This is a genomic window from Streptomyces sp. NPDC037242 (genome assembly GCF_055604165.1).
This window is the reverse complement of record NZ_JBVJUY010000025.1, coordinates 1-21,831: the sequence shown is the minus strand read 5'-3', so window position 1 is coordinate 21,831 and position 21,831 is coordinate 1. Positions and strand designations below refer to the sequence as shown.

The 21,831-nt window shown below is 67.1% G+C and carries 20 protein-coding genes and 2 pseudogenes; 14 read left to right on the top strand and 8 right to left on the bottom strand.

The genetic code is table 11. The annotated features are described in order from the left end of the window. Positions 1 to 94: 94 nt before the first annotated feature. Positions 95 to 895 carry an IS21-like element helper ATPase IstB gene (istB, locus tag ACZ7GJ_RS26525; protein ID WP_470755348.1) on the bottom strand — a complete coding sequence of 267 codons (801 nt, stop codon included), beginning with the start codon at positions 893 to 895 and terminating at the stop codon, positions 95 to 97. Further along, positions 892 to 2,037 (bottom strand): Mu transposase domain-containing protein, encoded by a 1,146-nt coding sequence (locus ACZ7GJ_RS26520; RefSeq protein WP_470755347.1) that lies wholly within the window; start codon positions 2,035 to 2,037, stop codon positions 892 to 894. Before ACZ7GJ_RS26520 ends, istB begins: the two co-directional genes overlap by 4 nt. 145 nt (positions 2,038 to 2,182) lie before the next feature. On the opposite strand from ACZ7GJ_RS26520, the gene ACZ7GJ_RS26515 reads away from it, so the two are divergent. From ACZ7GJ_RS26515 to ACZ7GJ_RS26505, 3 genes are read left to right on the top strand one after another with little or no spacing between them, the layout of a single operon-like run. Beyond that, positions 2,183 to 3,352, top strand: coding sequence for a tyrosine-type recombinase/integrase (locus ACZ7GJ_RS26515; protein WP_470755345.1), 1,170 nt, complete (start codon positions 2,183 to 2,185; stop codon positions 3,350 to 3,352). Continuing rightward, on the top strand, positions 3,352 to 4,074 hold the full coding sequence (locus tag ACZ7GJ_RS26510; protein ID WP_470755344.1) for a hypothetical protein: 723 nt from the start codon (positions 3,352 to 3,354) through the stop codon (positions 4,072 to 4,074). The genes ACZ7GJ_RS26515 and ACZ7GJ_RS26510 overlap by 1 nt, the downstream gene beginning before the upstream one ends. A gap of 6 nt (positions 4,075 to 4,080) precedes the next feature. Further along, positions 4,081 to 5,706 carry a tyrosine-type recombinase/integrase gene (locus ACZ7GJ_RS26505; RefSeq protein WP_470755343.1) on the top strand — a complete coding sequence of 542 codons (1,626 nt, stop codon included), beginning with the start codon at positions 4,081 to 4,083 and terminating at the stop codon, positions 5,704 to 5,706. Here ACZ7GJ_RS26505 and ACZ7GJ_RS26500 read toward each other — a convergent pair. Continuing rightward, positions 5,699 to 6,049 (bottom strand): hypothetical protein, encoded by a 351-nt coding sequence (locus ACZ7GJ_RS26500; RefSeq protein ID WP_470755341.1) that lies wholly within the window; start codon positions 6,047 to 6,049, stop codon positions 5,699 to 5,701. The genes ACZ7GJ_RS26505 and ACZ7GJ_RS26500 overlap by 8 nt on opposite strands. Then, complete coding sequence (locus tag ACZ7GJ_RS26495; RefSeq protein ID WP_470755340.1) at positions 6,046 to 6,636, bottom strand: hypothetical protein; 591 nt, start codon at positions 6,634 to 6,636, stop codon at positions 6,046 to 6,048. Before ACZ7GJ_RS26495 ends, ACZ7GJ_RS26500 begins: the two co-directional genes overlap by 4 nt. A 307-nt stretch (positions 6,637 to 6,943) precedes the next feature. Here ACZ7GJ_RS26495 and ACZ7GJ_RS26490 point away from each other — a divergent pair, with 307 nt between their 5' ends. The 6 genes and pseudogenes from ACZ7GJ_RS26490 to ACZ7GJ_RS26465 all read left to right on the top strand — a co-directional run. Further along, entirely contained in the window at positions 6,944 to 7,399 is a 456-nt protein-coding gene (locus ACZ7GJ_RS26490) for a hypothetical protein (protein WP_470755338.1), read from the top strand. A 72-nt stretch (positions 7,400 to 7,471) separates the two neighbouring features. Then, positions 7,472 to 8,305, top strand: a complete 834-nt coding sequence (locus ACZ7GJ_RS26485) for a transposase family protein (RefSeq protein ID WP_470755336.1) — start codon at positions 7,472 to 7,474, stop codon at positions 8,303 to 8,305. Between the two features lie 71 nt (positions 8,306 to 8,376). Continuing rightward, positions 8,377 to 8,955 (top strand): group II intron maturase-specific domain-containing protein, encoded by a 579-nt coding sequence (locus ACZ7GJ_RS26480; protein ID WP_470755335.1) that lies wholly within the window; start codon positions 8,377 to 8,379, stop codon positions 8,953 to 8,955. A gap of 105 nt (positions 8,956 to 9,060) precedes the next feature. Beyond that, positions 9,061 to 9,957 (top strand): annotated as a pseudogene (locus ACZ7GJ_RS26475) (IS110 family RNA-guided transposase); the annotation flags it as partial. Between the two features lie 22 nt (positions 9,958 to 9,979). Further along, a complete protein-coding gene (locus tag ACZ7GJ_RS26470; RefSeq protein ID WP_470755333.1) occupies positions 9,980 to 10,369 on the top strand; it encodes an ester cyclase in 390 nt (129 codons plus the stop codon). A gap of 292 nt (positions 10,370 to 10,661) precedes the next feature. Beyond that, a pseudogene (locus ACZ7GJ_RS26465) lies at positions 10,662 to 10,796 on the top strand (IS630 family transposase); the annotation flags it as partial. Here ACZ7GJ_RS26465 and ACZ7GJ_RS26460 read toward each other — a convergent pair. Both ACZ7GJ_RS26460 and ACZ7GJ_RS26455 read right to left on the bottom strand, forming a co-directional pair. After that, the gene (locus tag ACZ7GJ_RS26460; RefSeq protein WP_470755332.1) at positions 10,793 to 11,272 is read right to left on the bottom strand and encodes an RICIN domain-containing protein; all 480 of its coding nucleotides are present in this window, start codon (positions 11,270 to 11,272) and stop codon (positions 10,793 to 10,795) included. The pseudogene ACZ7GJ_RS26465 and the gene ACZ7GJ_RS26460 sit on opposite strands and share 4 nt — an antisense overlap. Before the next feature lie 477 nt (positions 11,273 to 11,749). Beyond that, positions 11,750 to 12,754 carry a TniQ family protein gene (locus ACZ7GJ_RS26455; RefSeq protein ID WP_470755489.1) on the bottom strand — a complete coding sequence of 335 codons (1,005 nt, stop codon included), beginning with the start codon at positions 12,752 to 12,754 and terminating at the stop codon, positions 11,750 to 11,752. 291 nt (positions 12,755 to 13,045) lie between these two features. On the opposite strand from ACZ7GJ_RS26455, the gene ACZ7GJ_RS26450 reads away from it, so the two are divergent. Then, entirely contained in the window at positions 13,046 to 13,267 is a 222-nt protein-coding gene (locus tag ACZ7GJ_RS26450; protein WP_470755330.1) for a hypothetical protein, read from the top strand. A 147-nt stretch (positions 13,268 to 13,414) separates the two neighbouring features. On the opposite strand, the gene ACZ7GJ_RS26445 is transcribed toward ACZ7GJ_RS26450, so the two are convergent. Beyond that, on the bottom strand, positions 13,415 to 14,590 hold the full coding sequence (locus tag ACZ7GJ_RS26445) for an IS30 family transposase (RefSeq protein WP_470755487.1): 1,176 nt from the start codon (positions 14,588 to 14,590) through the stop codon (positions 13,415 to 13,417). 24 nt (positions 14,591 to 14,614) lie between these two features. On the opposite strand from ACZ7GJ_RS26445, the gene ACZ7GJ_RS26440 reads away from it, so the two are divergent. The 4 genes from ACZ7GJ_RS26440 (at position 14,615) to ACZ7GJ_RS26425 (ending at position 19,901) form a co-directional block, all read left to right on the top strand. Next, positions 14,615 to 14,881, top strand: a complete 267-nt coding sequence (locus ACZ7GJ_RS26440) for a hypothetical protein (RefSeq protein WP_470755329.1) — start codon at positions 14,615 to 14,617, stop codon at positions 14,879 to 14,881. A gap of 786 nt (positions 14,882 to 15,667) precedes the next feature. Beyond that, complete coding sequence (locus ACZ7GJ_RS26435; RefSeq protein WP_470755328.1) at positions 15,668 to 16,003, top strand: hypothetical protein; 336 nt, start codon at positions 15,668 to 15,670, stop codon at positions 16,001 to 16,003. A 57-nt stretch (positions 16,004 to 16,060) separates the two neighbouring features. Then, positions 16,061 to 18,478, top strand: coding sequence for an FxSxx-COOH system tetratricopeptide repeat protein (fxsT, locus tag ACZ7GJ_RS26430; protein WP_470755327.1), 2,418 nt, complete (start codon positions 16,061 to 16,063; stop codon positions 18,476 to 18,478). Between the two features lie 169 nt (positions 18,479 to 18,647). After that, positions 18,648 to 19,901 (top strand): IS256 family transposase, encoded by a 1,254-nt coding sequence (locus tag ACZ7GJ_RS26425; RefSeq protein ID WP_470755486.1) that lies wholly within the window; start codon positions 18,648 to 18,650, stop codon positions 19,899 to 19,901. Positions 19,902 to 20,943: 1,042 nt separating this feature from the next. On the opposite strand, the gene ACZ7GJ_RS26420 is transcribed toward ACZ7GJ_RS26425, so the two are convergent. Continuing rightward, positions 20,944 to 21,432, bottom strand: a complete 489-nt coding sequence (locus tag ACZ7GJ_RS26420) for a PH domain-containing protein (protein WP_470755324.1) — start codon at positions 21,430 to 21,432, stop codon at positions 20,944 to 20,946. Positions 21,433 to 21,831: the final 399 nt, after the last annotated feature.

Here is a 21,831-nt window from a genome sequence, read left to right as displayed (position 1 = left end):
GCGTTTCGGCGGCACGCGGTTTCACCAATTGCCGTCCGCTACGAAGCGACCACCACTTCCACACCAGGCCCTAGCCCTGTGACCGGGACAGACGTCAGCTCGTGACCGCCGCGGCCGCTTCGGCGCGGGCCCGTGTGACGGCCAGGCGGTAGGAGTCGGTTCCGGTTTCGATGATGTTGCCGCCGAAGGTGAGGCGGTCGACGATGGCGGCGCAGAGCCTGGGGTCGGTGAAGGTTTTCGTCCAGCCTCCAAACGATTCGTTGGAGGCTATCGCCACAGAGCTCTTCTCCTCGCGCTCGGTCAAAACCTGGAAGAGGAGTTCGGCACCGCGCCGGTCCAGTTCCATGTATCCCAGCTCGTCAATACAGAGAAGGTCGACGCGGCCGTAGCGGGCGATCGTCTTGGCGAGGAGTTTCTCATCAGCGGCTTCAACGAGTTCGTTGACGAGTTTGGTCGCGAGGACGTACTTGACCCGGTAGCCGTGCATCGCGGCCTCAGTGCCGAGCGCGATCAGCAGATGTGATTTCCCGGTCCCGGAGTCGCCGATCAGGCAGAGCGGCATGCTCTTCTTGACCCAGTCGCAGGAGGCCAGTGTATGGATCGCGGCAGGGTCGATGGCCGGGTTCGCGTCGAAGTCAAAGGCCCGGAGCGACTTGTCACGCGGGAAGCCGGCGGCCTTGATGCGCCGCTCGGAGCGGCGCCGGGCCCGGTCGTCGCACTCCGACATCAGCAGCTCGGCCAGGAAACCGCGGTAGGTCATTTGGTCCTGTGCGGCGGCCGCTGCCAGTTCCGGGTACTGGGCTCGGATCGTCGGCAGCCGCAGCATCCGGCATGCCTGGTCCACGGCCGCGTCCGCGGCTTCCTCGGTCAGTCCCCGGTTGCGCTTTGCGCTCATGATTCCCCCTGTTGGGTGGATGGTCCGGCGTGCCGACGGCGTAGCCGTAGCAGTTCGTCGTAGGCGGCTACCGATGGCAGTGGCCTGGGGTCTGGTGGCAGCGCGGCCAGCCGGCGCGCGGTCAGCGAGGTCACCGTCGCCCCGCCCTCCGCCGGGCGTGTGATCCGTTCCTGGTGCGGCGCGGGCACGCTGGCATCGGTGTCGGCGGCTTTGCGGGCCTCCAGTGCGACGGCGTCCGCGGTCAGCGCGCCAGCCTTCAGCGCGGCTGCGATCCCGGCGACCACGTCCTCGTGGGCCATGTGCCGGTGCAGGAGCAGGACCGAGATCAGGGCCCGGGTGCCCTCGGGGTCGCCGTGGGCTTTACAAGCGGCCTGCCACCAGGCGTCGTGGACCGGGGTGAACTTACCGGCTGAACGGGCCTGCTCGAGCGCGGTGGCGCCGGGAAGGGCGCCGGGCTTGCGGACCAGGGCCTCGAGGTAGTGGTCCAGGTCCAGGCGGGATCCGCCCTTGGCGATCAGCCGCTCGTGCCGGGCCACTTCCTTGGGCCCGTCGTAGACGACGAGCTCGGAGGCGTGCAGGACGATCCGTACCATCTGGCCGATCAGCCGCACCGGCACCGAGTAGTGATTGGTGCGGGCCGAGACCTGCCCGTAACGGTCCACCCGCACCGAGGAGACGAACCCCGTCTCGAAAACCTCGTCAGGCAGCGGAACCAGCAGCGGGTGCTCGGCCTGGAAGTATTCGCCGATGGTTTTCGGGCGGAGCCGGATCCGGCGGTCGTTGTCCTGGCGATCCCACTGCTCGACCAGCAGATTCAGTTCCGCGAGGGTGTTCACCTGCGGGACGGGGACCAGGTGGTTCCTGCGGAACCAGCCGATCTGGCCTTCGACCCCGCCCTTCTCGTGGGCGCCCTCGATGCCTGGGTGGCAGTAGAAACTGGTGATCGAATAGTGCGAGCGGAACGCGGTCCACCGCTCGGATTCCACTCGGCGCCGGGTCAGGCCCAGCACTTGGGCGACCGCCGCCCGCAAGTTGTCGTAGCGGATCTTGCCGTAAGGGACGCCGCCGAGCGTGTTCAGCGCGTGGACGTGGCCTTCGAGGAAGGCCTCCTGCCCGCAGGACGCGAGACCTATTGACCGCACTAACGGCGTGTCCTGTATGAGGTTGGCCAGGTAGTCCAGGACGCTCCGTCCGAGATGTGATCTCACGGACGGAGTACTGGTGGAACAACAACAAGAGGTGGCGCGGCGGGATGTGTCGGGGATCGTAGTCGCTAGGGCCGGGCGCGTGACGGCGACGACCGATCCGACGCTGCCGTGGGTGGTACGCGACGGTGCTGGGGTGCCGGTCGAGCCGGTCAGCGCGTTCCTGCGGGAGCTGTTGGCGTGCGGGAACAGCCCGGCGTCGTGTCGTTCGTACGGATACGACTTGTTGCGGTGGTTTCGGTTCCTCGCGGCGGTCGGCGTCGTGTGGAGTCGTGCGCAACGGGTGGATGTGCGGGACTTCGTGCTGTGGCTGCGGACCGCGCACAATCCGGCACGGGATCGGCGACGCCCTGGTGCCCCGCTCCCGGGCTCGGTGAATCCGCGTACGGGCAAGCCGTACTTGTCCGGGGGCTATGCCCCGGCCACCGTCAACCACGCTCTGTCGGTGATCTCGGCGTTCTACGACTTCCATCTGCAGACCGGGGAGGGGCCAGTGGTGTCGCCGGTGCCACCTCAGTCACGGTCCGGCCGCCGCCCGAACGCCCACCACAACCCGCTGGAGCCGTTCCATCCGCTGCGGCGGGGCGCCTACCGGCAGAAGCAGACTGATCGGCCGCCCCGGGCAGTGCCCGACGACGTGTTGGACGAGGTGTTCGCCCGACTGGGGTGCAACCGAGACCGGGCGCTGTTCAGCATGTTCTTGTCCAGCGGCGCGCGGGCGTCCGAGCTGCTGGGCATGGCGGTGGGCGACGCTCACCCCGGCGACGGCCGCATCTACGTGCGGACCAAGGGTCTTGGCGGGATCAAGCAGGCGTGTCCGGCGGCGCCGGAGGCGTTCGCGTGGATGGCTGTCTGCCTCGGCGAACTCCTGGACGCGGGGCACCGGCCCGAGCCGGACGAGCCGTTGTGGTGGACGCGTCGTCATCCGCTGCGGCCCTTGACCTACACCGCCCTGCGGGCCGTCCTGACGCGGATCAACGACCGGATCGGGGCCAACGTCAGCCTTCACGATCTGCGGCACACGCTGGGGTTGCGGCTGATTTCCGACCCCAATGTCACCCTCGTCGACGTCCAGCAGGTGATGCGGCACCGGCAGATCACCACCACCTGCGGCTACCTGCGTCCGCGAACCGACGAGGTGATCGCGAAGATCCACGAGCACTACGCGCGCCCGAAACCGACACCGCAGCCGCTGCACGGCTGGTCCTACGACCCGCAGGACCTGGCCGACGTGTTCGGCAGCAACGGCTGATGGGCGGCCGACATGGCAAGGTGGCCCGCACGCCGGTCAGCCCGCGTGATCCACGCATGCTGGCGGGCCTGCCGCCGGCACGATCGGCGGGGCCGGCCGCTTCGCGCGGGCAGGCCGCCGCGACGCGTGCGCAGTTGAGCTCGCTGGCGGACGCACTCCTCGACCAGCCGACCTACCAGCAGCGGTGGAGGCAGACTCTGGCGTTGACGCGCGTCCTGGACCGGCTGGAGACCTTCCCGGGCGAGGACTGGCAGGACCGCTGGTTGCTGAGCGGGGCCGAAGACCAGGGCCGACGATGGGGCCCACAGGATCTCACCCCCGCGCTGCGGAACCGGCTGACGGCCGGGCTCGGGATCATGATCGCGCTGCGGGCCGTCCGCCCGTCCTACGCCTGGCTGTCGAGCAGCAGGCTGCTGGGCGTCTACGCGTCGTTCCGCCGCCACAACCAGGCCGACACCTTCGCTGACGTCGAGCGGTACGCCGCCCGCCACCAGGGGCACGAGTACGCGGCCGAGGCGGTGAACGTGCTGACCCGCATGGTGATCGTGACCGGCAAGCCGCTGCGCGAACTCGACCTCGCCGACTTCGGTGAGTACACGACGGCCCGCCAAGCGTGCGGCAGCAAGGTCGCCGCACTGCCGATGGCCTACGAGTTGTTGCGCGCGGCCGGCGGACTGGAGGACTTGCCGCCGACCCTGCGGGAGGCCCAGGCCCGCGGGTAGATGTCGGTGGCCGAACTCGTGGACCGCTACCCGGTCGCGAACAAGGAGATCCGCGACGTCCTGGTGCACTACCTGGTCGAGCGTTCCGCCGCGCTCGACTACGGATCATTGGTCAACCTGGTCCAGGTCCTGGTGGACCTGTTCTGGCGCGACCTGGAGCGCCACCATCCAGGCATCTGCTCGCTCCATCTGCCCGAACCGGTGGCCCAGGCATGGAAACAGCGGATCCGTACGCTGCCGAACGGCCAGCCCCGGCGCACCTTTCACTCGGTGTTACTGGCGGTCCGCGCGTTCTACCTCGACCTGCTGCAGTGGTCGCTGGAGGACCCCGCCCGTTGGGCCCGGTGGGCCGCACCGTCCCCCGTCGGCGAGGCCGACATCCGCGGCTACATCAAGGAGCCCCGGCGCCGCCAGGCCCTCATGCAACAACGGACCCGCACCCTCATTCCCGTGCTGCCGCGACTCATCACCGCCGCGGAGGACGAACTCGACGCGGCCGGCCGGATGCTGTCCGCTGCCCGGGACGCCGCAGCCGGCGAAGAGTTCACCATCGACGGCCAGCGCTATCGACGCACCGGTCGGGGCTCCAGCACGTGGCGTCCGAGCGCGCTGTTCGTCACTCCTGCCGACCAGTCCGGCCCCCGCTTCGACGCGGAACGCCTGGAGGACAACGCCTTCTGGACCTTCGCGGCCATCGAGGTTCTGCGCAGGACGGGAACGCGCATCGAGGAGCTCCTCGAACTGACCCATGTGAGCCTGCGCCAGTATCAGGCCCCGACCGGGGAGATGGTGCCGCTGCTGCAGGTCAGCCCGTCCAAGACGGACGCCGAACGGGTCATCCCGGCCGCCCCGGACCTGGTCGCGGTGCTGGCCCGCATCATTCGCCGGATCAAGCGCGACGGCACAGTGCCGCTCCTCAGCCGCTACGACGGCTACGAACGCACCTTCGGCCCGCTGCTGCCGCATCTGTTCCAGCGGGTCACCCACCACCAGCTACAGGTCATCCCGCCGGACCGCATCCGGGAACTCCTCGACGGACTGGCCCGGCGGGCAGGCATCACCGACGTCGACGGCACCCCGCTGAAGTTCACCCCACACGATTTCCGAAGAATCTTCTCCACGGAGACCGTCAACGGAGGACTGCCCATCCACATCGCGGCGAAGCTACTGGGACACCTGGATTTGAATACCACCCAGGGGTATGTCGCGGTCTATCCGGAAGAGGTGATCCGCCACTACCGCCAGTTCGTCGACCAGCGCCGGACCCATCGGCCGAGCGAGGAATACCGCGAGCCGACCGACAGCGAATGGGAGGAGTTCCGAGACCACTTCAGCCTGCGGAAGGTCGCGCTCGGCCGATGCGACCGTCCGTATGGGACACCCTGCCAACATGAATCAGCGTGCGTGCGCTGCCCGATGCTTCACATGTCGTTGAACCAGGTCCCCCGACTGTTGGAGATCGAACGCAACACCCACGAACGACTGGACGAAGCCCGACGGCTGCGATGGCTCGGCGAGGTCACCAACCTTCAAGAAGGCCTGCGGCACATCGCGGCCAAGAAGCGCCAGGCCGAACGCCTGCGTCGACAACAACCAGACCAGGGCGAATCGGGAGACAACGTACTCAGCTGACTCGTTGGCGCTCACGCCATAGCGATGCCGCCAGGGAATCCTCCACGAGGACCCAGCTGTCGAAGTCTTCGCGCACGAGCCCGCGGTCGACGGGCATGAGTCGAATCTGCGGACGGTCATCCATCCACCAGATCTCGAAGTCCGCCGTCGTGCCGACGGCGGGCCAGCGCGTCGCGTCCCGAGGCAGCATGAGCACGTCGACGAAGCCGCTGACGGCAAGCCCCAGGTCGACACCGATCCCGGTGACGCCAGGACGGAGAACCCAGTCCACTGTTCCGGCCAGCCGCTGCCCAAGCCGAAGCTGTCCGCGCAGTTCGTCCCAGGCATTGTCGTGAAGAGTCATCCCAGACATCTTGCAGCATGTTCGCTTGGCGTCTCCATCGGCCCCACATCAGTAGTGCGGAGAAAAATCTTGTGGACTGAGCGGCCCGAATACGAAAGCCGCAGCGAGAACAAGAAGCACTTCGTCAGGGTGCCGCCGAGGTTGATCCACACGTCCCCGAAATCGACCTCCGCCTCATCGCCCGGGCGGTGGGTCTGCGGGATGAACGAGGCCGGGGGCCCGCGGCCCTCCTCGACCCGGATCTCGCGGCGGCGGTCGAAGACGTAGTCGCGGACCATTGCGTAGGACACTTCCTCGGCGCCGTACTCGTCGAGCAGCCGGTGGAAGATCCGCGTGAGCGTGTGCCGCTGCTTGCGCGGAGCGTCCAGGTCCGCCCGCAGCATCCCGTCGATGGCCAGCTTGTACGGATCAAGACGTGACCCGCGCGGCGGCATCCGCTTCCGGGCAGTCGGCCACGCCGACTCCAGTGCGAGAGCCACCGTGCGCCGGCCCACCGAGTACTTCAACGCCAGCGCGCGAGTGGACAGACCTGCCTCCCGCGCATCACGACGGATCGCGGCATACAACTCGACCTTGGAGCCGGGCACTGAAGTCCCCTCACGCTCGCTAGCACCCCGATCCTCCCACCACCAGCCCTCCACTGGAGCCAAAAACCCATCAACACGAACTCCACCCAGCCCAAGTGGAGTCAGAAGTCACCTTCCGACTGGAGTCACTTGTCGTCTATAGAGCCATGGCAGGGACCCGTGCTGCCCGAAGCCATGAATTGCTCGACGTCTGCAGAGGTTCGAGTGCTGCCCAAACCCGTGTACAGGTGCTGTCGGCTCGTGAACAAAGCCACTCGATCGCACCCCTTTCCGGAAAACCCCATCAATGGGCTTCTACGATCTATGCATGCTGGATCCCGAGCTGCTGGAACGGATCACCGCGCGGCGCGCGGAACTGGACGGACTCGAAGAACGGCTGGCCAAGGAGCTGGCGGAGGTGCGGGCTGAGCGGGATGAGCTCGCTGTCGCCGAACGGGTCCTTGAGCTGGTGTCCGGGCAGCTCGCCGAGGAACGCGCCTCGGACCTGCCGGCGCCCGGGCAGGTGGCCGGACGAGCGGTGATGCTGATCCCGCACCGCGAACCGGGCGTGGAGGAGAGCACGCTGCCGCCGGACTATCAGCGCATTCTCATCGTTGTGCGGCAGGCCGCGGGACCGGTCATGGCCCGCGAGGTCGGCGAGGCGGTGGGCGTCGACATCAGTGTGCGGGCCAAGCTGGAACCGCTACGCGGCAAGCTGGTCAGACTCGTCGATCGCGGCTGGCTGCGGAAACTCCCCGACGGCCGGTTCACCTCGCGCCTGTGACTAGGGGCACCGCCGCCCGGAGCGGTGCGGCACGGGCGTAACCAGGGTGCCCCCGGCGGCCGTTGGAATTGTGTGACGAATACCAAGAAGCACGCCGAGGACACCTGCCCGATTGTCTACCAGTGCCGTCTGTCGCTGTCCACGCGCACCGTCAACCACCTCGCCGATCTGCTCAGGCGCCATCTGAAGGCGATCAGGTCCCGGTGGCGGATCCTGCCACCGGGGAAGATCGCGGTGATCGTCCTGGCCGTACTTCGCCACGACGAACGTCTGGCCGACATGGCCGGCGGCAACGACGTGTCCGAGTCCACTGTCCGACGCTGGCGGGACGAGCTGATCGCCCTGCTCGCCGCCCAGGCGCCGCGCTTGGACCGCGCCCTGAAGAAGGTCGTCAATCAGGGCGGGGAGGTGGTTCTGATCGACGGCACCCTCATCCGCACCCAGCGCCGCACCGGACCGGCCGACCGGCGCAACTACTCTGGCAAGCACCGCAGCCACGGCCTGCACTTCCTCGCCCTGACCGACGAGAACGGCCGCCTGATCTGGATCTCCGCCGCCCGGCCCGGCCGCACCCACGACAACACCGCCGCCCGCCACGACCACATCCTGGCCCACCTACGTGCCGCCGGCCTCGGCGCTCTGGCCGACCTCGGCTTCCGCGGCCTGGACAACGACATCCGCGACCCCGTGATCGTCACCGGCTACACCGCCAGCCGCACCCACAAACTCACCGCCGGTCAGAAGGAAGCCAACCGCGTCCTCGCCGTCGGACGCGCACCGGTCGAGCACGGCTTCGCCCACCTCAAGAACTGGCGGATCCTCACCAAACTCCGTACCGATCCCGCCCACGCCACCCAACTCCTGCGTGCTCTGCTCGTCCTGACGAACCTCGAAGTCGACCGCTGACGGACGATCTTGTCCGCAGACTTCCGCCCGCGACCAGCACGAGCACCACGAGAGCCGATCACACTAGCCCTTTGACCTGCGACTTAAAGTTGGCGGGAGCTCACTGCACCTCCGAGTCCCAGGCCCGCAGGGTCCTGGCCGCATTGCACGGACGGATGGCCGAGGTCGGGCTGGAGCTGCACCCGGACAAGACGAAGATTGTGTACTGCAAGGACAGTAACCGGCGTGGCTCGTTCGAGCAGGTGTCGTTCACGTTCCTGGGGTACACCTTCCGGCCGAGGTCGGCCCAGCGGAAGGACGGCGTGGTGTTCACGGCGTTCCTCCCCGCGGTCAGCAGGGACGCCCTGAAGAAGATGAGCGCGGTAGTGCGGTCCTGGCGACTGCACCGCCGCGTCAACAGCACGGAAGCGGACCTCGCACGGATGGTCAATCCGATCGTGCGGGGATGGATGGCCTACTACGGGGCCTTCTTCCATACCGAGCTGACGCCCGTACTCGACCGCATCAACACCTATCTGTTGCGGTGGATCATGAAGAAGTACAAGAGATCGGGGACCTTGCGAAAGGCCCGCCAGGCGATGGCGCTGGCCGCCGCCCGGAGCCCCCGGTACTTCGCACACTGGATCTGGGTGAAACCGGCCGTCAAGTGACCAGAGCGACAAGAGCCGTATGACGGGAGACCGTCACGTACGGATCTGTGGGAGCCCCGGGGCTGCGATGCCCGGGGCCACCCGACCGCGTTCTCTTGTACGCCGACAGACGCCAAGGACGCCGCGGTCATCGCCGACCAGGTCCGCATCCGACGGGACCTGAACCCCTTACGCACCGGCGACGAAACCGTCACGGACCTCAAGATCCTCACAGGGCGTCGCGCGGACCTGGTCGCCGACATCACCCGCACTGTCAACCGTCTCCACGCCCAGCTCACCAGCATCTTCCCCGGTCTGGAGCGGGCCCTGGACCTCAGCAACACGGGTCCGCTCGTGCTGCTGACCGGCTACCAGACCCCGGCCGCCCTGCGCCGGGCGGGTAAGAAACGGCTCGAGACCTGGCTGCGCAACCGCAAGGTCCTGAGGGCCGACCGGCTCGCCGAGACAGCTCTGGACGCCGCCGCACGCCAGCACACCAGCCTGCCCGGGGAGAAACTCACCGCGCAGATGGTGCACACCCTGGCAGCGGAGGTGATGGCGCTCAACCAGCAGGTCGCCGAGGCCGACAAGGCGATCGAGGCCCGGTTTCGCGACCACGGGGACTTCGGGGTGATCACCAGCATGCCAGGCCTGGGCATCATCCTGGGCGCCGAGTTCCTGGCTGCCACCGGCGGAGACATGACCGCCTTCGGCGGCCCAGACCGACTCGCGGGCTTCGGCGGTGTCGCCCCCGTCCCCCGCGGCTCCGGCAAGATGAGCGGCAACCTTCGCCGACCACGCCGCTACAACCGCAGCCTCCAGCGCGTCTTCTACATATCCGCGTTGTTCAGCATCCGGCACAGCGAGGACTCCCGCCGATTTTACGAACGCAAGCGCGCCGAAGGTAGACGCCGCATCCAAGCAGTACTCGCACTGGCCCGCCGCCGCGTCAACGTCCTCTGGGCCCTCCTTCGCGACGGACGCATCTACCAACCTGTCCCGCCCACCCCGCTCGCGGCTTGACAGACCGCATTAGGAATCAGTGATGAACCGCTTCGTCGAGTTCATCAACACGGGCGACGAGGGTCTCGCTTGCGAGGTCATTTCTCCGGACGCGGTGTTCCACGCGCCGAGTCACCCGGAACCGCTGCGGGGGCCTGATGGGTACGTGGACGTCCTCGGGATGATGCGCAGCGCCTTCCCGGACGTCCAGTGGACGCTGGAGGAGACGGTCACCGAAGGCGACACGGTGGCGGCGCGGTTCACCATGCGGGGAACCCACGACGGTGAATTCTTCGGGATCCCGGCGAGCGGCAACAAGATCTCGGTGCAGGCCATGAACTTCTACTATCTCGCCGACGGCCGGATCGTCGGCGAACGGGGCCAGCCCGACCTTCTCGGGGTGCAGCAGATCGGTGCCGTACCAGCGCCGTGAACCTCGTAGCGCCGCGTGAGCCCGCTATCGCGCGGAACTACCGCCGCCGGGAGGTACGTCGCCCCGGCAAAAGGGGAAGGCCCACACCAGGCCCGCGGGCGGCCGACGCAGGTTCACTGCAAGAGGTTGGCCTCCCATATGACGCTCCTTGCCATCCAACCCAGTCGGAGCAGGCGGGCCAGGGGGTCCGGGCCGAAAGAAGCGTCACGCGGCTGCGTTGACAGCGAAGTTAGTCCGCGCAGGTCAGCGACTTCGGCCCGACTAACTTCGCTGTCAAAGGACAGTCGAGGCTCTTGAGCGCGACATCCGGGCCTGGCTCGCCGACTGCAACGACCAGCCCAGGCCCTTCGTCTGGACGAAGACAGCCGACGAGATCCTCGACAAAGTCGCCGCCTACTGCCACCGAATCTCTGACTCAGGTCACTAGAACGGGCCGGGGAAATACCAGTTCTGGTCATCGTGACCGCAAGAGAACTGGATCAGCTGCTGCCCCCACTGGCCGCTGCTGCCGGTGCCTATACATTTACCCGAGTACACATTGCGGATCTGCAGAGTCATGACACCGTTTCCAGGCTCGACCCAGAACTTCTCATCCACGGCACCGTTACAGGTGTACTGAATGAGGGCAGGTCCATTCTGGGTGCTCGATCCGACCCCCATGCACTTTCCGGTGTAGTAATTCTTGATGAAATACGCTTCGTTCCCGTTGTTGTCGCGGGTGGGGACAAAATCCCAGACCGTGTCCGAAGCCCCGTTGCATTCCCATTGGATTACATGGGCGCCATTTCCAGTAGCGCTGCCCATGCCCGCGCAAAGCCCGTTCCAGTTATTCTTGATGGTGACCCATCCGTCTACTGCGTTGGCGGTACCCGTATTAAGAGCTATAGCCGCGGCAGTAGCCACCACAATTCCAACTACCCGAGAGAGTTTCACACCCATCCCCTTTCGTAAAATAAGAAGAGAAACGACCTTGATTTCACCAACGGAAGCCGCAAGTGGCCCAGTCAACCTGTAGATACGTTCATGTCCACTGCGACGTAGGTGCCCTTGAGGCCGATACGCATTAGCAGCGCACACCGAGTGGGTCAGGCAGTCCCCTTCCCGCGCCGCACCATCTGCCACTTGTCGCACGCCCCCTGGCTGAAACCGATACGATCATAAGCGCAGGCGAGTATCGGTTGAACAGCTATGGGCCTGCCGCATGCAACAGATCGGCGACAGCCAAGGCCAATACGCCCTTTTGGGGCGGACCTGGCCCGTTTCGGGGAAGATGCCGGTGATCCCGACACGCCTGCGGCGGCATCACCGTCGACCGACTGCACGTAATCGGCGGAGGGCTGACGAGCAGTTACGACTGCGCCTGCGGCACCTGGGCCCGGATCACCCACAGGGGCACTCTCGCCCAGCACCCCCATTATGACGGGCCATTGATGCAGTGCCTGTGCGGGCCTTCTGACCTGGGTGTGTGCAGGTTGGTTGGCTGGTATGTGGGTGTGGTCGGTGTTCCTCCGGCTGTCGGGGGTGTTGCTGCTTGGTGTGGGTCCAGGTCCGGAGCAGGTCGTCGGGTGGGAGTACGAGGCGGTCCAGGCCGAGGGCGTGGGCGGTCTGGTCGAGGAAGCCGAGCCTGGTCTGGCTTCGGGGTGTGCGTGTGAGGTGTCGGGCGAGGGTGACGGTCTCGGGGTAGGTGACGGGGTAGCGGCCGGTGAGGGCCCAGGATGTGCCGCCTGCAGGTGGCGGGTTCGTACGGGCGAGGCGAGTGAGCCGGTTGTGCCAGCGTCGGGTGAGGTGGTGTTGGTGGTCGTACCAGCGGGTGGTGATCATGCCCGCCCACTGGTAGGCGGTGGTGGCGTCAGGCCGGCGTACGAGACGCCGGTGGGCGCGGTGGGCTTGGGCGAGCTCCGGTAGTGCACGGGTGTCCAGGGATGTCTGGTCACCGGGCGGGGTGGCCCATCGATGGTGGCGTGGGCACAGCCGCCGGTGTTCGGCCTGGTAGGCCCAGGCTTGGCTGGTGGTTCCGTGGGTGTGGTGGAGCGTGCACCAGGGGCAGGTGCGGGTGGGCTGACGGGCGGGTTCAAGAGGCTGCCAGTGAGCGGTGGGATGGCCGGTATCCGGACCTCCTGGCCCATGGAGGCCCTTGCCCAGGGCGAGCTGCAGCTCGGGGACGCGGGCGAACACCGTGAGGTGATGCAGTGCTGTGGGGGCGAGGCTGATCTCGCTTCCTCCCTGCGTGCTGCCGGGGCGGCCATGGACGGTGATGTCGAGGCCTTCGAGGAGTTGGCGTGTCTCCAGGCGGTACATGCTGGCGAGGCGGTGGAGGTAGGAGGCGGTCGACTCGTGTGCCATGGGCCTGACGCGTAGCGCTCCGGGCGCCGTGGGCTGCGGCATGTCGGTGGAGGGCGCTGCCGGAGTGCTCACGGCAGCTCTGCTCTGGCCGGTGGGCCGTCACCGTGTCCGCTTCGGCGCCGCCGGCTGGTGGGGCTGGCCTGGTGTCGGGGGCGGTGGTTGCTTCGGCGGGGTGGTCGAGGGTGATGGCTTCCAGGCCGGATTTGGTGATGCGTTCGCTGCTGTCGAGGATCGCGGTGATGGCGGCCTGGCGCAGCAGACGGGTAAGGCTTCCGATGCGTCCGCCAGTCCGGCCATGGAGGTAGTGGGCGAGCGGGGCAGGGTGCCGGGCCGGTGTCGGTCGAGGTCGAGGCAGGTCTCGAGGGCGGCGACGAGGTCGCGGAAGGGCTGGCTGGTCCCGCGGCGGGCGGGGATGGTGTCGCAGTCGATGAGGGTGGCCCGTCCGGCGAGCTGCGCGCCGCGGGTTCCGGTGAACAGGGGCGTGGTGGTGACGTCGATGCCGGCGTAGACGAAGGTCGCGGCGTGCGATCTCTCGGTTTGGGGACAGTGGTGTGAGAGACAGTGAGTCTGTGGTGTGTTGATGCTGGTGGGGGAGTGTTTTTGGGTGTGGGGTCACTGTTGTCGCCGCTTCGTGAAAACTGACCCCCAGGCGCTCCTTGGGTTCTAAGGCGGATTCGCGTGATCGTCGCAACGTTGCAGGGTTCATGGTGTCAGGGCGGCGGTGAATGCCTGTGCCGGGGTCTGCCAGCCGAGGGTTTTGCGGGGTCGGTTATTGAGCCTGTCTTCGATCAACCGGAGGTCCTCGGGAGTGTGCAGGGAGAGGTTCGTGCGCTTGGGCAGGTACCGGCGGATGAGCCCGTTCGTGTTCTCATTCGTGCCACGCTGCCAGGGGCTGCCGGGGTGAGCGAAGAAGACGCCGTCGGTGAAGTACTGGGCGAGTTCGTGATGGCGGGCCATCTCTGAGCCCTGGTCCCAGGTGAGCGTCTGGCGGGCGTGTTCGGGCAGTGCGTTGATGAAGGCCGTGATGAGTGCGTCGCGGAGCTGGCCGGCCGAACGCCCGTGGGGCAGGGCGATCAGGCGGAGGTAGCGGGTGCGGCGGTCGACGAGGGTGGCCACCGCGGACTGGCTGCGGGGTCCGACGATGAGGTCGCCTTCCCAGTCGCCCAGGCGTGTCCGCAGTTCAACGGCCGGTGGCCGGTGGTCGATCAGGACGGGCGGGGCGATGAAGCGGGCGGCCCGCTGATCCGAGCGTCTGCGCCGTTTGCGCAGGGGCCGGCTGGTGCGGAGTCGCTTGGTCAAAGTCCTGCTCAGGCCGCCTCTGATGCCCTGGTAGAGGGAGCGGTAGATGGTCTCGTGGCACAGGTGTCGCTCGGCCTGTTCGGGCCAGAGGATACGAAGGTGTGCGGCGATCTGTTCGGGGCTCCACTCGAGGTTGAGCTTGTCTTGGACCTCGGCCTTCAGCTCCGGATCGGCCGCCAGCTTCACTCGCCGCGGCCGACGGAACCGCTCCCGGGACCGCTGGTGGGCCAGGTCGGCGTCGTAGACGCCGTTGTCATGACGGCGGCTGTTGCGGCGCAACTCGCGGCTGACCGTCGACGGAGCCCGTCCGATCCGCTCGGCTATCTCACGGACTCCCAGGCCGCGTTCGCGCAGGGTGGCAATCCGCTTGCGTTCCAGCAGCGAGAGATAGCGGTCCGAGCGGGATGCCTCCGGAAGATGAGCCGGCGGAACACCGCCGCTCTCCTCCCTCCACCGGTAGCCGGTCTTCCTCCCGATCCCGAGCTGCCTGCACGCCTCGACCGTGCCCATACCCGACGCCAGCAGACGCCAGTACTCGGCCTCGAGATCCAGTCTGCGCTTCTTGCCACGCCTCGCCATCGACACACCCATCATGATCAAAGAGTGTTGCGACAAGCGTTAGAACCCAAGGAGCGCCTGGGGGTCAGTTTTCACGAAGCGGCGACACGCGTCCCCGCTGTCGCAGCTCGCGTACGGGACGAGTTCGCCGACGTCCTCAACACTCCGGCCGGACGGATCGGGGAACTCGCCGCGCTCTGCGAACTGCTCCAGTCCGTCGCCCGCGGCGAATACACCGACATCGCCGATGCCCTCATGAGCCGAGCTGAAGTTCTCACCGGCCGCAGACCACCCGTCCCGCCCCAGCGCTGAGAGGTACGCCGCGTGCAGCCCGAGCCTTCGCCGCCCTCCGGCGAAGAAGTTCAGACTGCACGCGGACACCACGTCAACCTTGGCGGTGCCCTCCTGTGCACCGTGGGGGCGGGCATGGCGGGGTGGCTGCTCTGGTCGAGGAGGCCGTCCTGGCTGTCCGACGCGCTGCCGGGATGCGCGCGTGTGGCGACCGGCCTCTCACAGCGGCGTGCCCGGACAGCCGAGCGCGGCGAGAGCGCGCCTCGTCCGTCCCCGGCAGAAGCCGGGCCACGATGGAGACCCGCAGGGCGGTGCCTGCCCGCGGGCGGTTTGGCGGCAGGCAAGGGCTTGTTTACTGGTCGGCCGCTGTCACGGCCTGACCAGCTGGCTGCCATGGGAAGCGTCTGGCGGACCAGACGCAGATGGCGGCGGGGTCGTGCCGAGGGAGGCGCCGGAGGTCTTTCGGCACGTGCACGGGGCGGGTCGTTCGGACCAGCCTGACACACGGAGGTTCGCCGGGCGACCGAGGCAGAAGCGCCGGCGGCCTCGTCGGCACTCCTGCGCGCGAAGAGTCACGGTCGGAAGGCAACACCGTCCTGCGCATCCTCCACGATATGGGGTTGGCCGCCTGGTTCGGCGGTTCCATGATGGGCGCCCTGATGTCGGATTGGCGTGTTCCGAAACGAAGTGGTGGGAACCATGACTGAGTTGGGGCCGTTCTTTGAGGCGAGGACGCGACGATGGAGCTATGGGTGGCAGGGGGGCCTGCTCTGTCAGCTCGGGCCGGAGACAGCACGGGAGGTTGGCATGACGCCTGGCCGGAAGATCACGGTCATTGTGCTGGCAGCGGGGGGGATCGTTTCCACGCCGCTGATATGGCTGCTGAACAGTCCTGATGCGGGAGAGATGACAGGGGCGTCCATTCAGGCCGCCGTCGGCATCGCGGCTCTGGTCTGGGCACTGATCCAGCATACGGTTCCGGCCGGTTCGACGGACAGGGCCAGCCGCACCGGTGATGCCGTCGATGGGGGCATCACCGGTATCAAGCGGTCTGGCGGCCGAGGCCGCGGTGAGGCTACCGCCGAACGGACGGGAAGGGCCAGCGGCGAAGGCTCCGTCTCCGGAATCGAATACACGGACTAAGGATTGCCTATGGCGAAGAGAGCACTAGGCGGGGACGAAGACCCCGACCCGTCTGTAATGGTGGCCAACACCGGCAACGCCCAGGCAGCCAGCGACGAGACTGCCGTGACCGGCTACCGCGGCCCGGAACCGGGAACCCACACCGCACCGATTGGACCAGTCCGTATTTCAGGGACCGGGGACGCGACAGCCGCCGACGGCGGGACGGCCATCACCGGCTACGTGCATTCCTTGACGATCCAGCAGCTACCCCGTCGAGAACCGGCACCTTGGCCGCATCAGGTCGGCCTGATTCCCCCCGCCGCACGCTCGTTCCAACGCCGCGCCGAATCAGATCGACTGCGCCTCACCGTCACCGGTGGCGGCACGACGGTATTGACCCAGACCGCACTGCTGACCGGCGGGGGTGGGGTCGGAAAGACTCAGATTGTCGCCGACTACGCTCGCACCGCTTGGAACGACGCCGGGACCACCGGTCGCCTCGATGTCCTGGTGTGGATCACCGCCAACACCCGCTCCGCCATCGTGGCCGGCTTCTCGCAAGCCGGCGTCGAACTGTGCCGTGCCGATCCCGGCGACCCTGAGCAAGCCGCTCGTTCCTTCCTCGCCTGGCTCACCCCCAAGACCGCAGCGAAGCCGTGTCGGTGGTTGATCGTGCTGGACGACGTTGGTCACCCCGACGACCTCAAGGGTTTGTGGCCGCCGCTCAGTCCCCACGGGCGGACTCTTGTCACCACCCGCCGCCGGGACGCCGCGCTCACCGCCGACGGCCGTCGCACCGTCGAAGTCGGCGTGTTCAGCAAGGCCGAAGCCGTTGCCTACCTCACCACCGGCCTTGCTGGCTGTGGGCGAGATATCTCGGCCGACGAGCTCAGCGCTCTGGCGCACGATCTCGGGTACCTGCCGCTGGCTCTTGCCCAAGCCATGGCTTACATCATCGACACAGGCGAGAGCATTGACGGTTATCGGGGACTACTCGCCGACCGCACCACCCCTCTCTTCGACGCCGCCCCCGACGCCCTGCCTGACGACCAGGCCCTGCCCCTGGCCGCTGCCTGGACCCTGTCCATCGACCACGCCGACACCCTCCGCCCCGCCGGCCTGGCTCGCCCCATGCTCCAACTGGTTTCCTTCCTCGATGCGAACGGCATCCCCCAGGACGTTCTAACCAGCCCACCCGCCCTTGCCTACCTCACAGCCCACCGCACCCTCACCGGTTTCGGCCCAGGCGAGAAGCTGGCCCCGGTCACCGAGCGCGCGGCGCTATACGCCTTGCGGGCTCTTCACCGCCTGAGCCTTGTCGACCACATCCCCGCGACCCCGTACCAAACCGTCCGCGTCCATCAACTCATCCAACGCGCCACCCGCGAGACCCTCACACGCGACCAGCGCAATCGGACGGCGCGCACCGCAGCCGATGCCCTTCTCCATGTGTGGCCCGTCATCGAACGGGATACCAGCCAAGCCCAGACCCTGCGCGCGAACACCACAGCCCTCACCACGTACGCCGGGGACGCGTTGTACCTGCCGGACACGCATGTGGTGCTGAACACATTCGGCAGCAGCTTGGCCCAAAGCGGCCAGGCCATTGCTGCCCGGGACCACTATCAACACCTCTTGGAAGCCATCCACGGTCACCATGGCGCTGACCACATCCATGCCCTCGTCGTCCGAGACAGTCTCGCTGTCTGGAGGGGTGAGGCGGGAGACGTGGTGGGAGCTCTCGAAGCCTTCACCGAACTGCTCGAAGACACGAGGCGGGTACTGGGCCCCGACGACCCTCACACGCTGAACGCCCGCAGCAGCCTCGCTTTCTGTCGAGGCCAGTCTGGGGATGCGGCGGGAGCGGTGGAGGCCTTCACCGACTTGCTGGAGGACGTGCAGCGGGTACTCGGCCCCGACCACATTGGCACCCTCACCGTTCGAGGCAACCTCGCTTCCTGGCGAGGCGAGGCGGGGGATGCGGTGGGAGCTCTCGAAGCCTTCACCAAACTGGTGGAGGACCGGATCCGGCTACTGGGCTCTGATGACGCCCGTGTCCTCCTGAACCGCTACAACCTCGCCTCCTTACGAGGTCAGGCGGGGGATGTGGAGGGAGCGGTGGAGGCCTTCACCGAGTTGCTTGAGGACATGCGGCGTGTGCTGGGCCCCGACTACTTCCATACACTCCTCACTCGGCACAGCCTCGCCTCCTTCCGGGGCCAGGCGGGGGATGTGGAGGGTGCTGTCGAGGGCTTCACCGAGCTGCTTGAGGACATGCGGCGCGTGCTGGGCCCCGACCACCCTGACACCCTCACCACACAGGGCAACCTCGCCTCCTTCCGGGGCCAGGCGGGGGATGCTGCGGGAGCTGTCGAAGCCTTCACCGACCTGCTGGAACACACTGCGCGGGTACTGGGCAGCGACCACCCCAACGTGCGGACGTACCAGCTCAACCTTGTCCACTGGCGGGCAATGGCCATGGAATCTTCCTAAACGCACCGCTTCGCCTCGGTACTGCGCCGCCGACGACGCCCTCCACATCCCACGCTTGACCAGCTGAACGCCCCACCCCGGCGGGACTGTAAATCGTTCGGTGTAACTCCCGATCAAGGAAGATGCACCGATGACCAGTGAGAACGTGACCGAGGCCGGGGCCTTCAAGCTGGCGGAGCCGAAGCCGTCGAAGGCGGTGGACGACCGGCTGATTGACGAGTTGGTCTCCCGGGCTCAGGCCGAGGGCCTGCAGCTGACCGGTGAGGGCGGGCTGCTGCAGCAGCTGACGAAGCGGCTGCTGGAGTCCGCCCTGGAGGGCGAGATCACCGACCACCTCGGCTATGACAAGCACGATCCGGCCGGGAAGGACGGCGGCAACAGCCGCAACGACACCCGTGCGAAGACCGTCCTGACCGATGTCGGCCCGGTCGAGATATCCGTGCCCCGGGACCGGGACGGCCCGTTCGAGCCGAAGATCGTCCGCAAGCGGCAGAAGCGCCTGTCCGGCGTGGACGAGATGGTCATCTCGTTGTCCGCGAAGGGTTTGACGACCGGCGAGGTCCAAGCCCACTTGGCCGAGGTCTATGGCGCCGAGGTCTCCCGGCAGACGATCTCCACGATCACCGACAAGGTCATGGACGGCATGGCCGAGTGGCAGAACCGGCCCCTGGACCCTGTTTATCCGGTGGTCTTCATCGACGCGATCCACGTGAAGATCCGCGATGGCGCCGTCGCGAACCGGCCGATCTACGTCGCCCCGGCAGTCACTGTCGAGGGCCGGCGGGACATCCTGGGGCTGTGGGCAGGCGACGGCGGTGAGGGTGCCAAGCACTGGATGCACATCCTCACCGAGATCAAGAACCGCGGCGTGACGGACGTCCTCATGCTCGTCTGCGACGGCCTGAAGGGCCTGCCTGACGCCGTCGAGACCGTCTGGCCCCGCGCCACCGTGCAGACCTGCGTGGTCCACCTGCTGCGGAACTCCTTCCGCTATGCCGCCCGCCAGGACTGGGACAAGATCGCCAAGCTCCTCAAGCCCGTCTACACGGCGGCGACCGAGGACGCGGCCCTGGAGCGGTTCGCCGAGTTCGCCGACGCCTGGGGCCGGAAGTATCCGGCGATCGTGCGCCTGTGGGAGAACGCCTGGGAGGAGTTCACGCCGTTCCTCCGGTTCGACACCGAGATCCGCCGCATCGTCTGCACCACCAACGCGATCGAGTCCGTGAACGCCAGGATCCGGCGGGCGGTCAAGGCTCGCGGGCACTTCCCGAACGAGACCGCAGCGTTGAAGTGCGTCTACATGGCGATCATGTCGCTTGACCCCACCGGGAAGGGCCAGGCCCGCTGGACCATGCGCTGGGAGACCGCCCTGAACGCCTTCGACATCACCTTCGACGGCCGACTCTCCGATGCCCGCCAGTAACCCCAACCACCCTCGATACACCGTTCGATTGACAGCCCCCCGGTCGGTGAAACTGAGCAGTCGTCATGCTTCTGACCTGGGGTTGTGTAGGTTGGCTGAGCGGATTGGTGCTGTGTTTGGTTCGCTGATTCTGCGCAGAGCCTGTGCTCGCCAGCTGTCTGGCCTGCGGTGTTGTAGGTCTGAGGTGCGGCTGCGCAGGTTGGTTGGGTGCTGCGCGGGTTTCACCAGTCGGCGACAACAGTTGCCGCTACCTCCGTGGCGGTGGGGGCGCCTGGTTCCAGTCTCTATCCGTGACTAAAAAAGAAGCACTCCAGGTAGTTTTGACCTGGGGTGCAGGGCATCTCTTCGGATCCGCAGGGTTTGCGGCTTGGGCTGGCCCGCGTGGGAGGCAAGCGACCGCTATGAGCCGGGCGCAGTTTCCGGGGCTTCCTTGTGTGGTGATCGTCTGGGTAGGGTCGTGTTCCGGTTTCTTGTATCGGGGGTGGGGCGGCGTGATTGAGCGTGGTGTGTTTTTCGGTGTGATGGGGTTGGCGGTGTTGTGGATGGTGTGGACTTTGTTGCGGCGGGGCAAGAGGCGTACGGAGACTGCAGAGGGTCTGCTGATCGAGCAGGCCCGTAGGCAACAGGCTAGTAGTGACCGGGTTTCCTACAGTTCGAACGCCGTGCACGGTTCTTTGACGCACGGGAACGAGTACAAGCCGTAGCCCGCGGTTGAGGGGGAGACTCCAACCTGTTCGGCCCCGGACCGGGACAGCAGCCCCAGGCCACCCGCTACTGCCGCCAGCCGGGCCCGCGCAGCGGGCCCAAGGTCCCTGGAGGCGAAGCCGGAAGGACCGGATGGGAGCGCCGCGAACACCCCTGACGGGCCGAAGCCCCGAACCCCGTGAAACGGGGTCATTCGAAGCAGAGCTGTGTCGAACGGCGCGTAGCGCCTGCAGGAACGGGGCTGGGTTTCGCCTGCCTGCGTCAGCGGTCCTTGGAGGGTGCGCCCCTCATGAGCCGGCAGGTCGATCGGACTTGATGGGCGGTCGTCCGGTCGTAGTTATGCGGTGGGTGCGCCTGATGCCGGGTCCGTGCCGCGGAGCTCGGCACAGGCTGCGCGCAGGATGGAGATCTCGTGCTCGAAGTCGGTGACGTGTAGGTCGTTGAGGTGGATGAGCAGTTTGCGCCGGCCGTTGGACAAGTAGGCGTACGTGACCGTGTCCGGCATGGAGCTTGAGCTGTCAGCTATGGGGCTGGTCGTGATGTCCTGGATTTCTGCCCAGGCCAGCCGGCGACTCCGGAGGGGCCCTCGGATCTCGATGCCGCTGCGGTCCACCGTGGTGCCGGTGCGCGGGAGCGCGACGGCCACGACTGCGAAGGACAGTAGTGTCACTATGCTGACCAGCAATTTCACCTGGTCGGTGATGGGGTCTTCTGCGGTCCAGGTGATGACCAGAAACCCGACCATCGAGATACCGAAGGTGGCCAGCAGGCCGACTGCTTTCCGTCTGCTCACTCGGTACTGGCGTGGCAGTTCTTGCATCCCCATGGTGATTCCTTCCCCCCGATGAGCCCACTGTAGATCGAGCAAAAGATCACTCGGAAGCCGGGGTGCTCGGTCTGCTGTGCCCCTCAACAGGCCGAAAGTACGTGCCCCGTGAAACCGGGTCACCTCCCGCGCGCAGTGCGGGAGCATCCATGCTTGCGAAGCAAGCCTTGTGTGGGGGAGCGGAGCGGACCCACACAGGACGGGCCGGAGGGCCCGGACCCCGTGAAACAGGGTCACTCAGGCCCGCGTAGCGGGCCGTTCGGGTGGAGCGCAGGGGAACCCGAACCCATCCGGAGCGAAGCGGAGGATACCGGCCCGAAGCGGCCGGCCCTGGGGTGGGGGAAGAAAGGCCCCCCAAAAGCCAAAAGGAGGGGCAGGCCCCAAGACGTCACGGTCCTG

Excerpts from the sequence above, each read along its gene's own strand:
- ACZ7GJ_RS26435 (WP_470755328.1), top strand. The coding sequence starts at position 15,668 with ATGACGCCTGGCCGGAAGATCACGGTCATTGTGCTGGCAGCGGGGGGG.
- ACZ7GJ_RS26420 (WP_470755324.1), bottom strand. The coding sequence starts at position 21,432 with ATGGGGATGCAAGAACTGCCACGCCAGTACCGAGTGAGCAGACGGAAA.
- ACZ7GJ_RS26470 (WP_470755333.1), top strand. The coding sequence starts at position 9,980 with ATGAACCGCTTCGTCGAGTTCATCAACACGGGCGACGAGGGTCTCGCT.
- ACZ7GJ_RS26500 (WP_470755341.1), bottom strand. The coding sequence starts at position 6,049 with ATGACTCTTCACGACAATGCCTGGGACGAACTGCGCGGACAGCTTCGG.
- fxsT (WP_470755327.1), top strand. The coding sequence starts at position 16,061 with ATGGTGGCCAACACCGGCAACGCCCAGGCAGCCAGCGACGAGACTGCC.
- ACZ7GJ_RS26455 (WP_470755489.1), bottom strand. The coding sequence starts at position 12,754 with ATGCCGCAGCCCACGGCGCCCGGAGCGCTACGCGTCAGGCCCATGGCA.
- ACZ7GJ_RS26510 (WP_470755344.1), top strand. The coding sequence starts at position 3,352 with ATGGGCGGCCGACATGGCAAGGTGGCCCGCACGCCGGTCAGCCCGCGT.
- ACZ7GJ_RS26445 (WP_470755487.1), bottom strand. The coding sequence starts at position 14,590 with ATGGCGAGGCGTGGCAAGAAGCGCAGACTGGATCTCGAGGCCGAGTAC.
- istB (WP_470755348.1), bottom strand. The coding sequence starts at position 895 with ATGAGCGCAAAGCGCAACCGGGGACTGACCGAGGAAGCCGCGGACGCG.
- ACZ7GJ_RS26490 (WP_470755338.1), top strand. The coding sequence starts at position 6,944 with ATGCTGGATCCCGAGCTGCTGGAACGGATCACCGCGCGGCGCGCGGAA.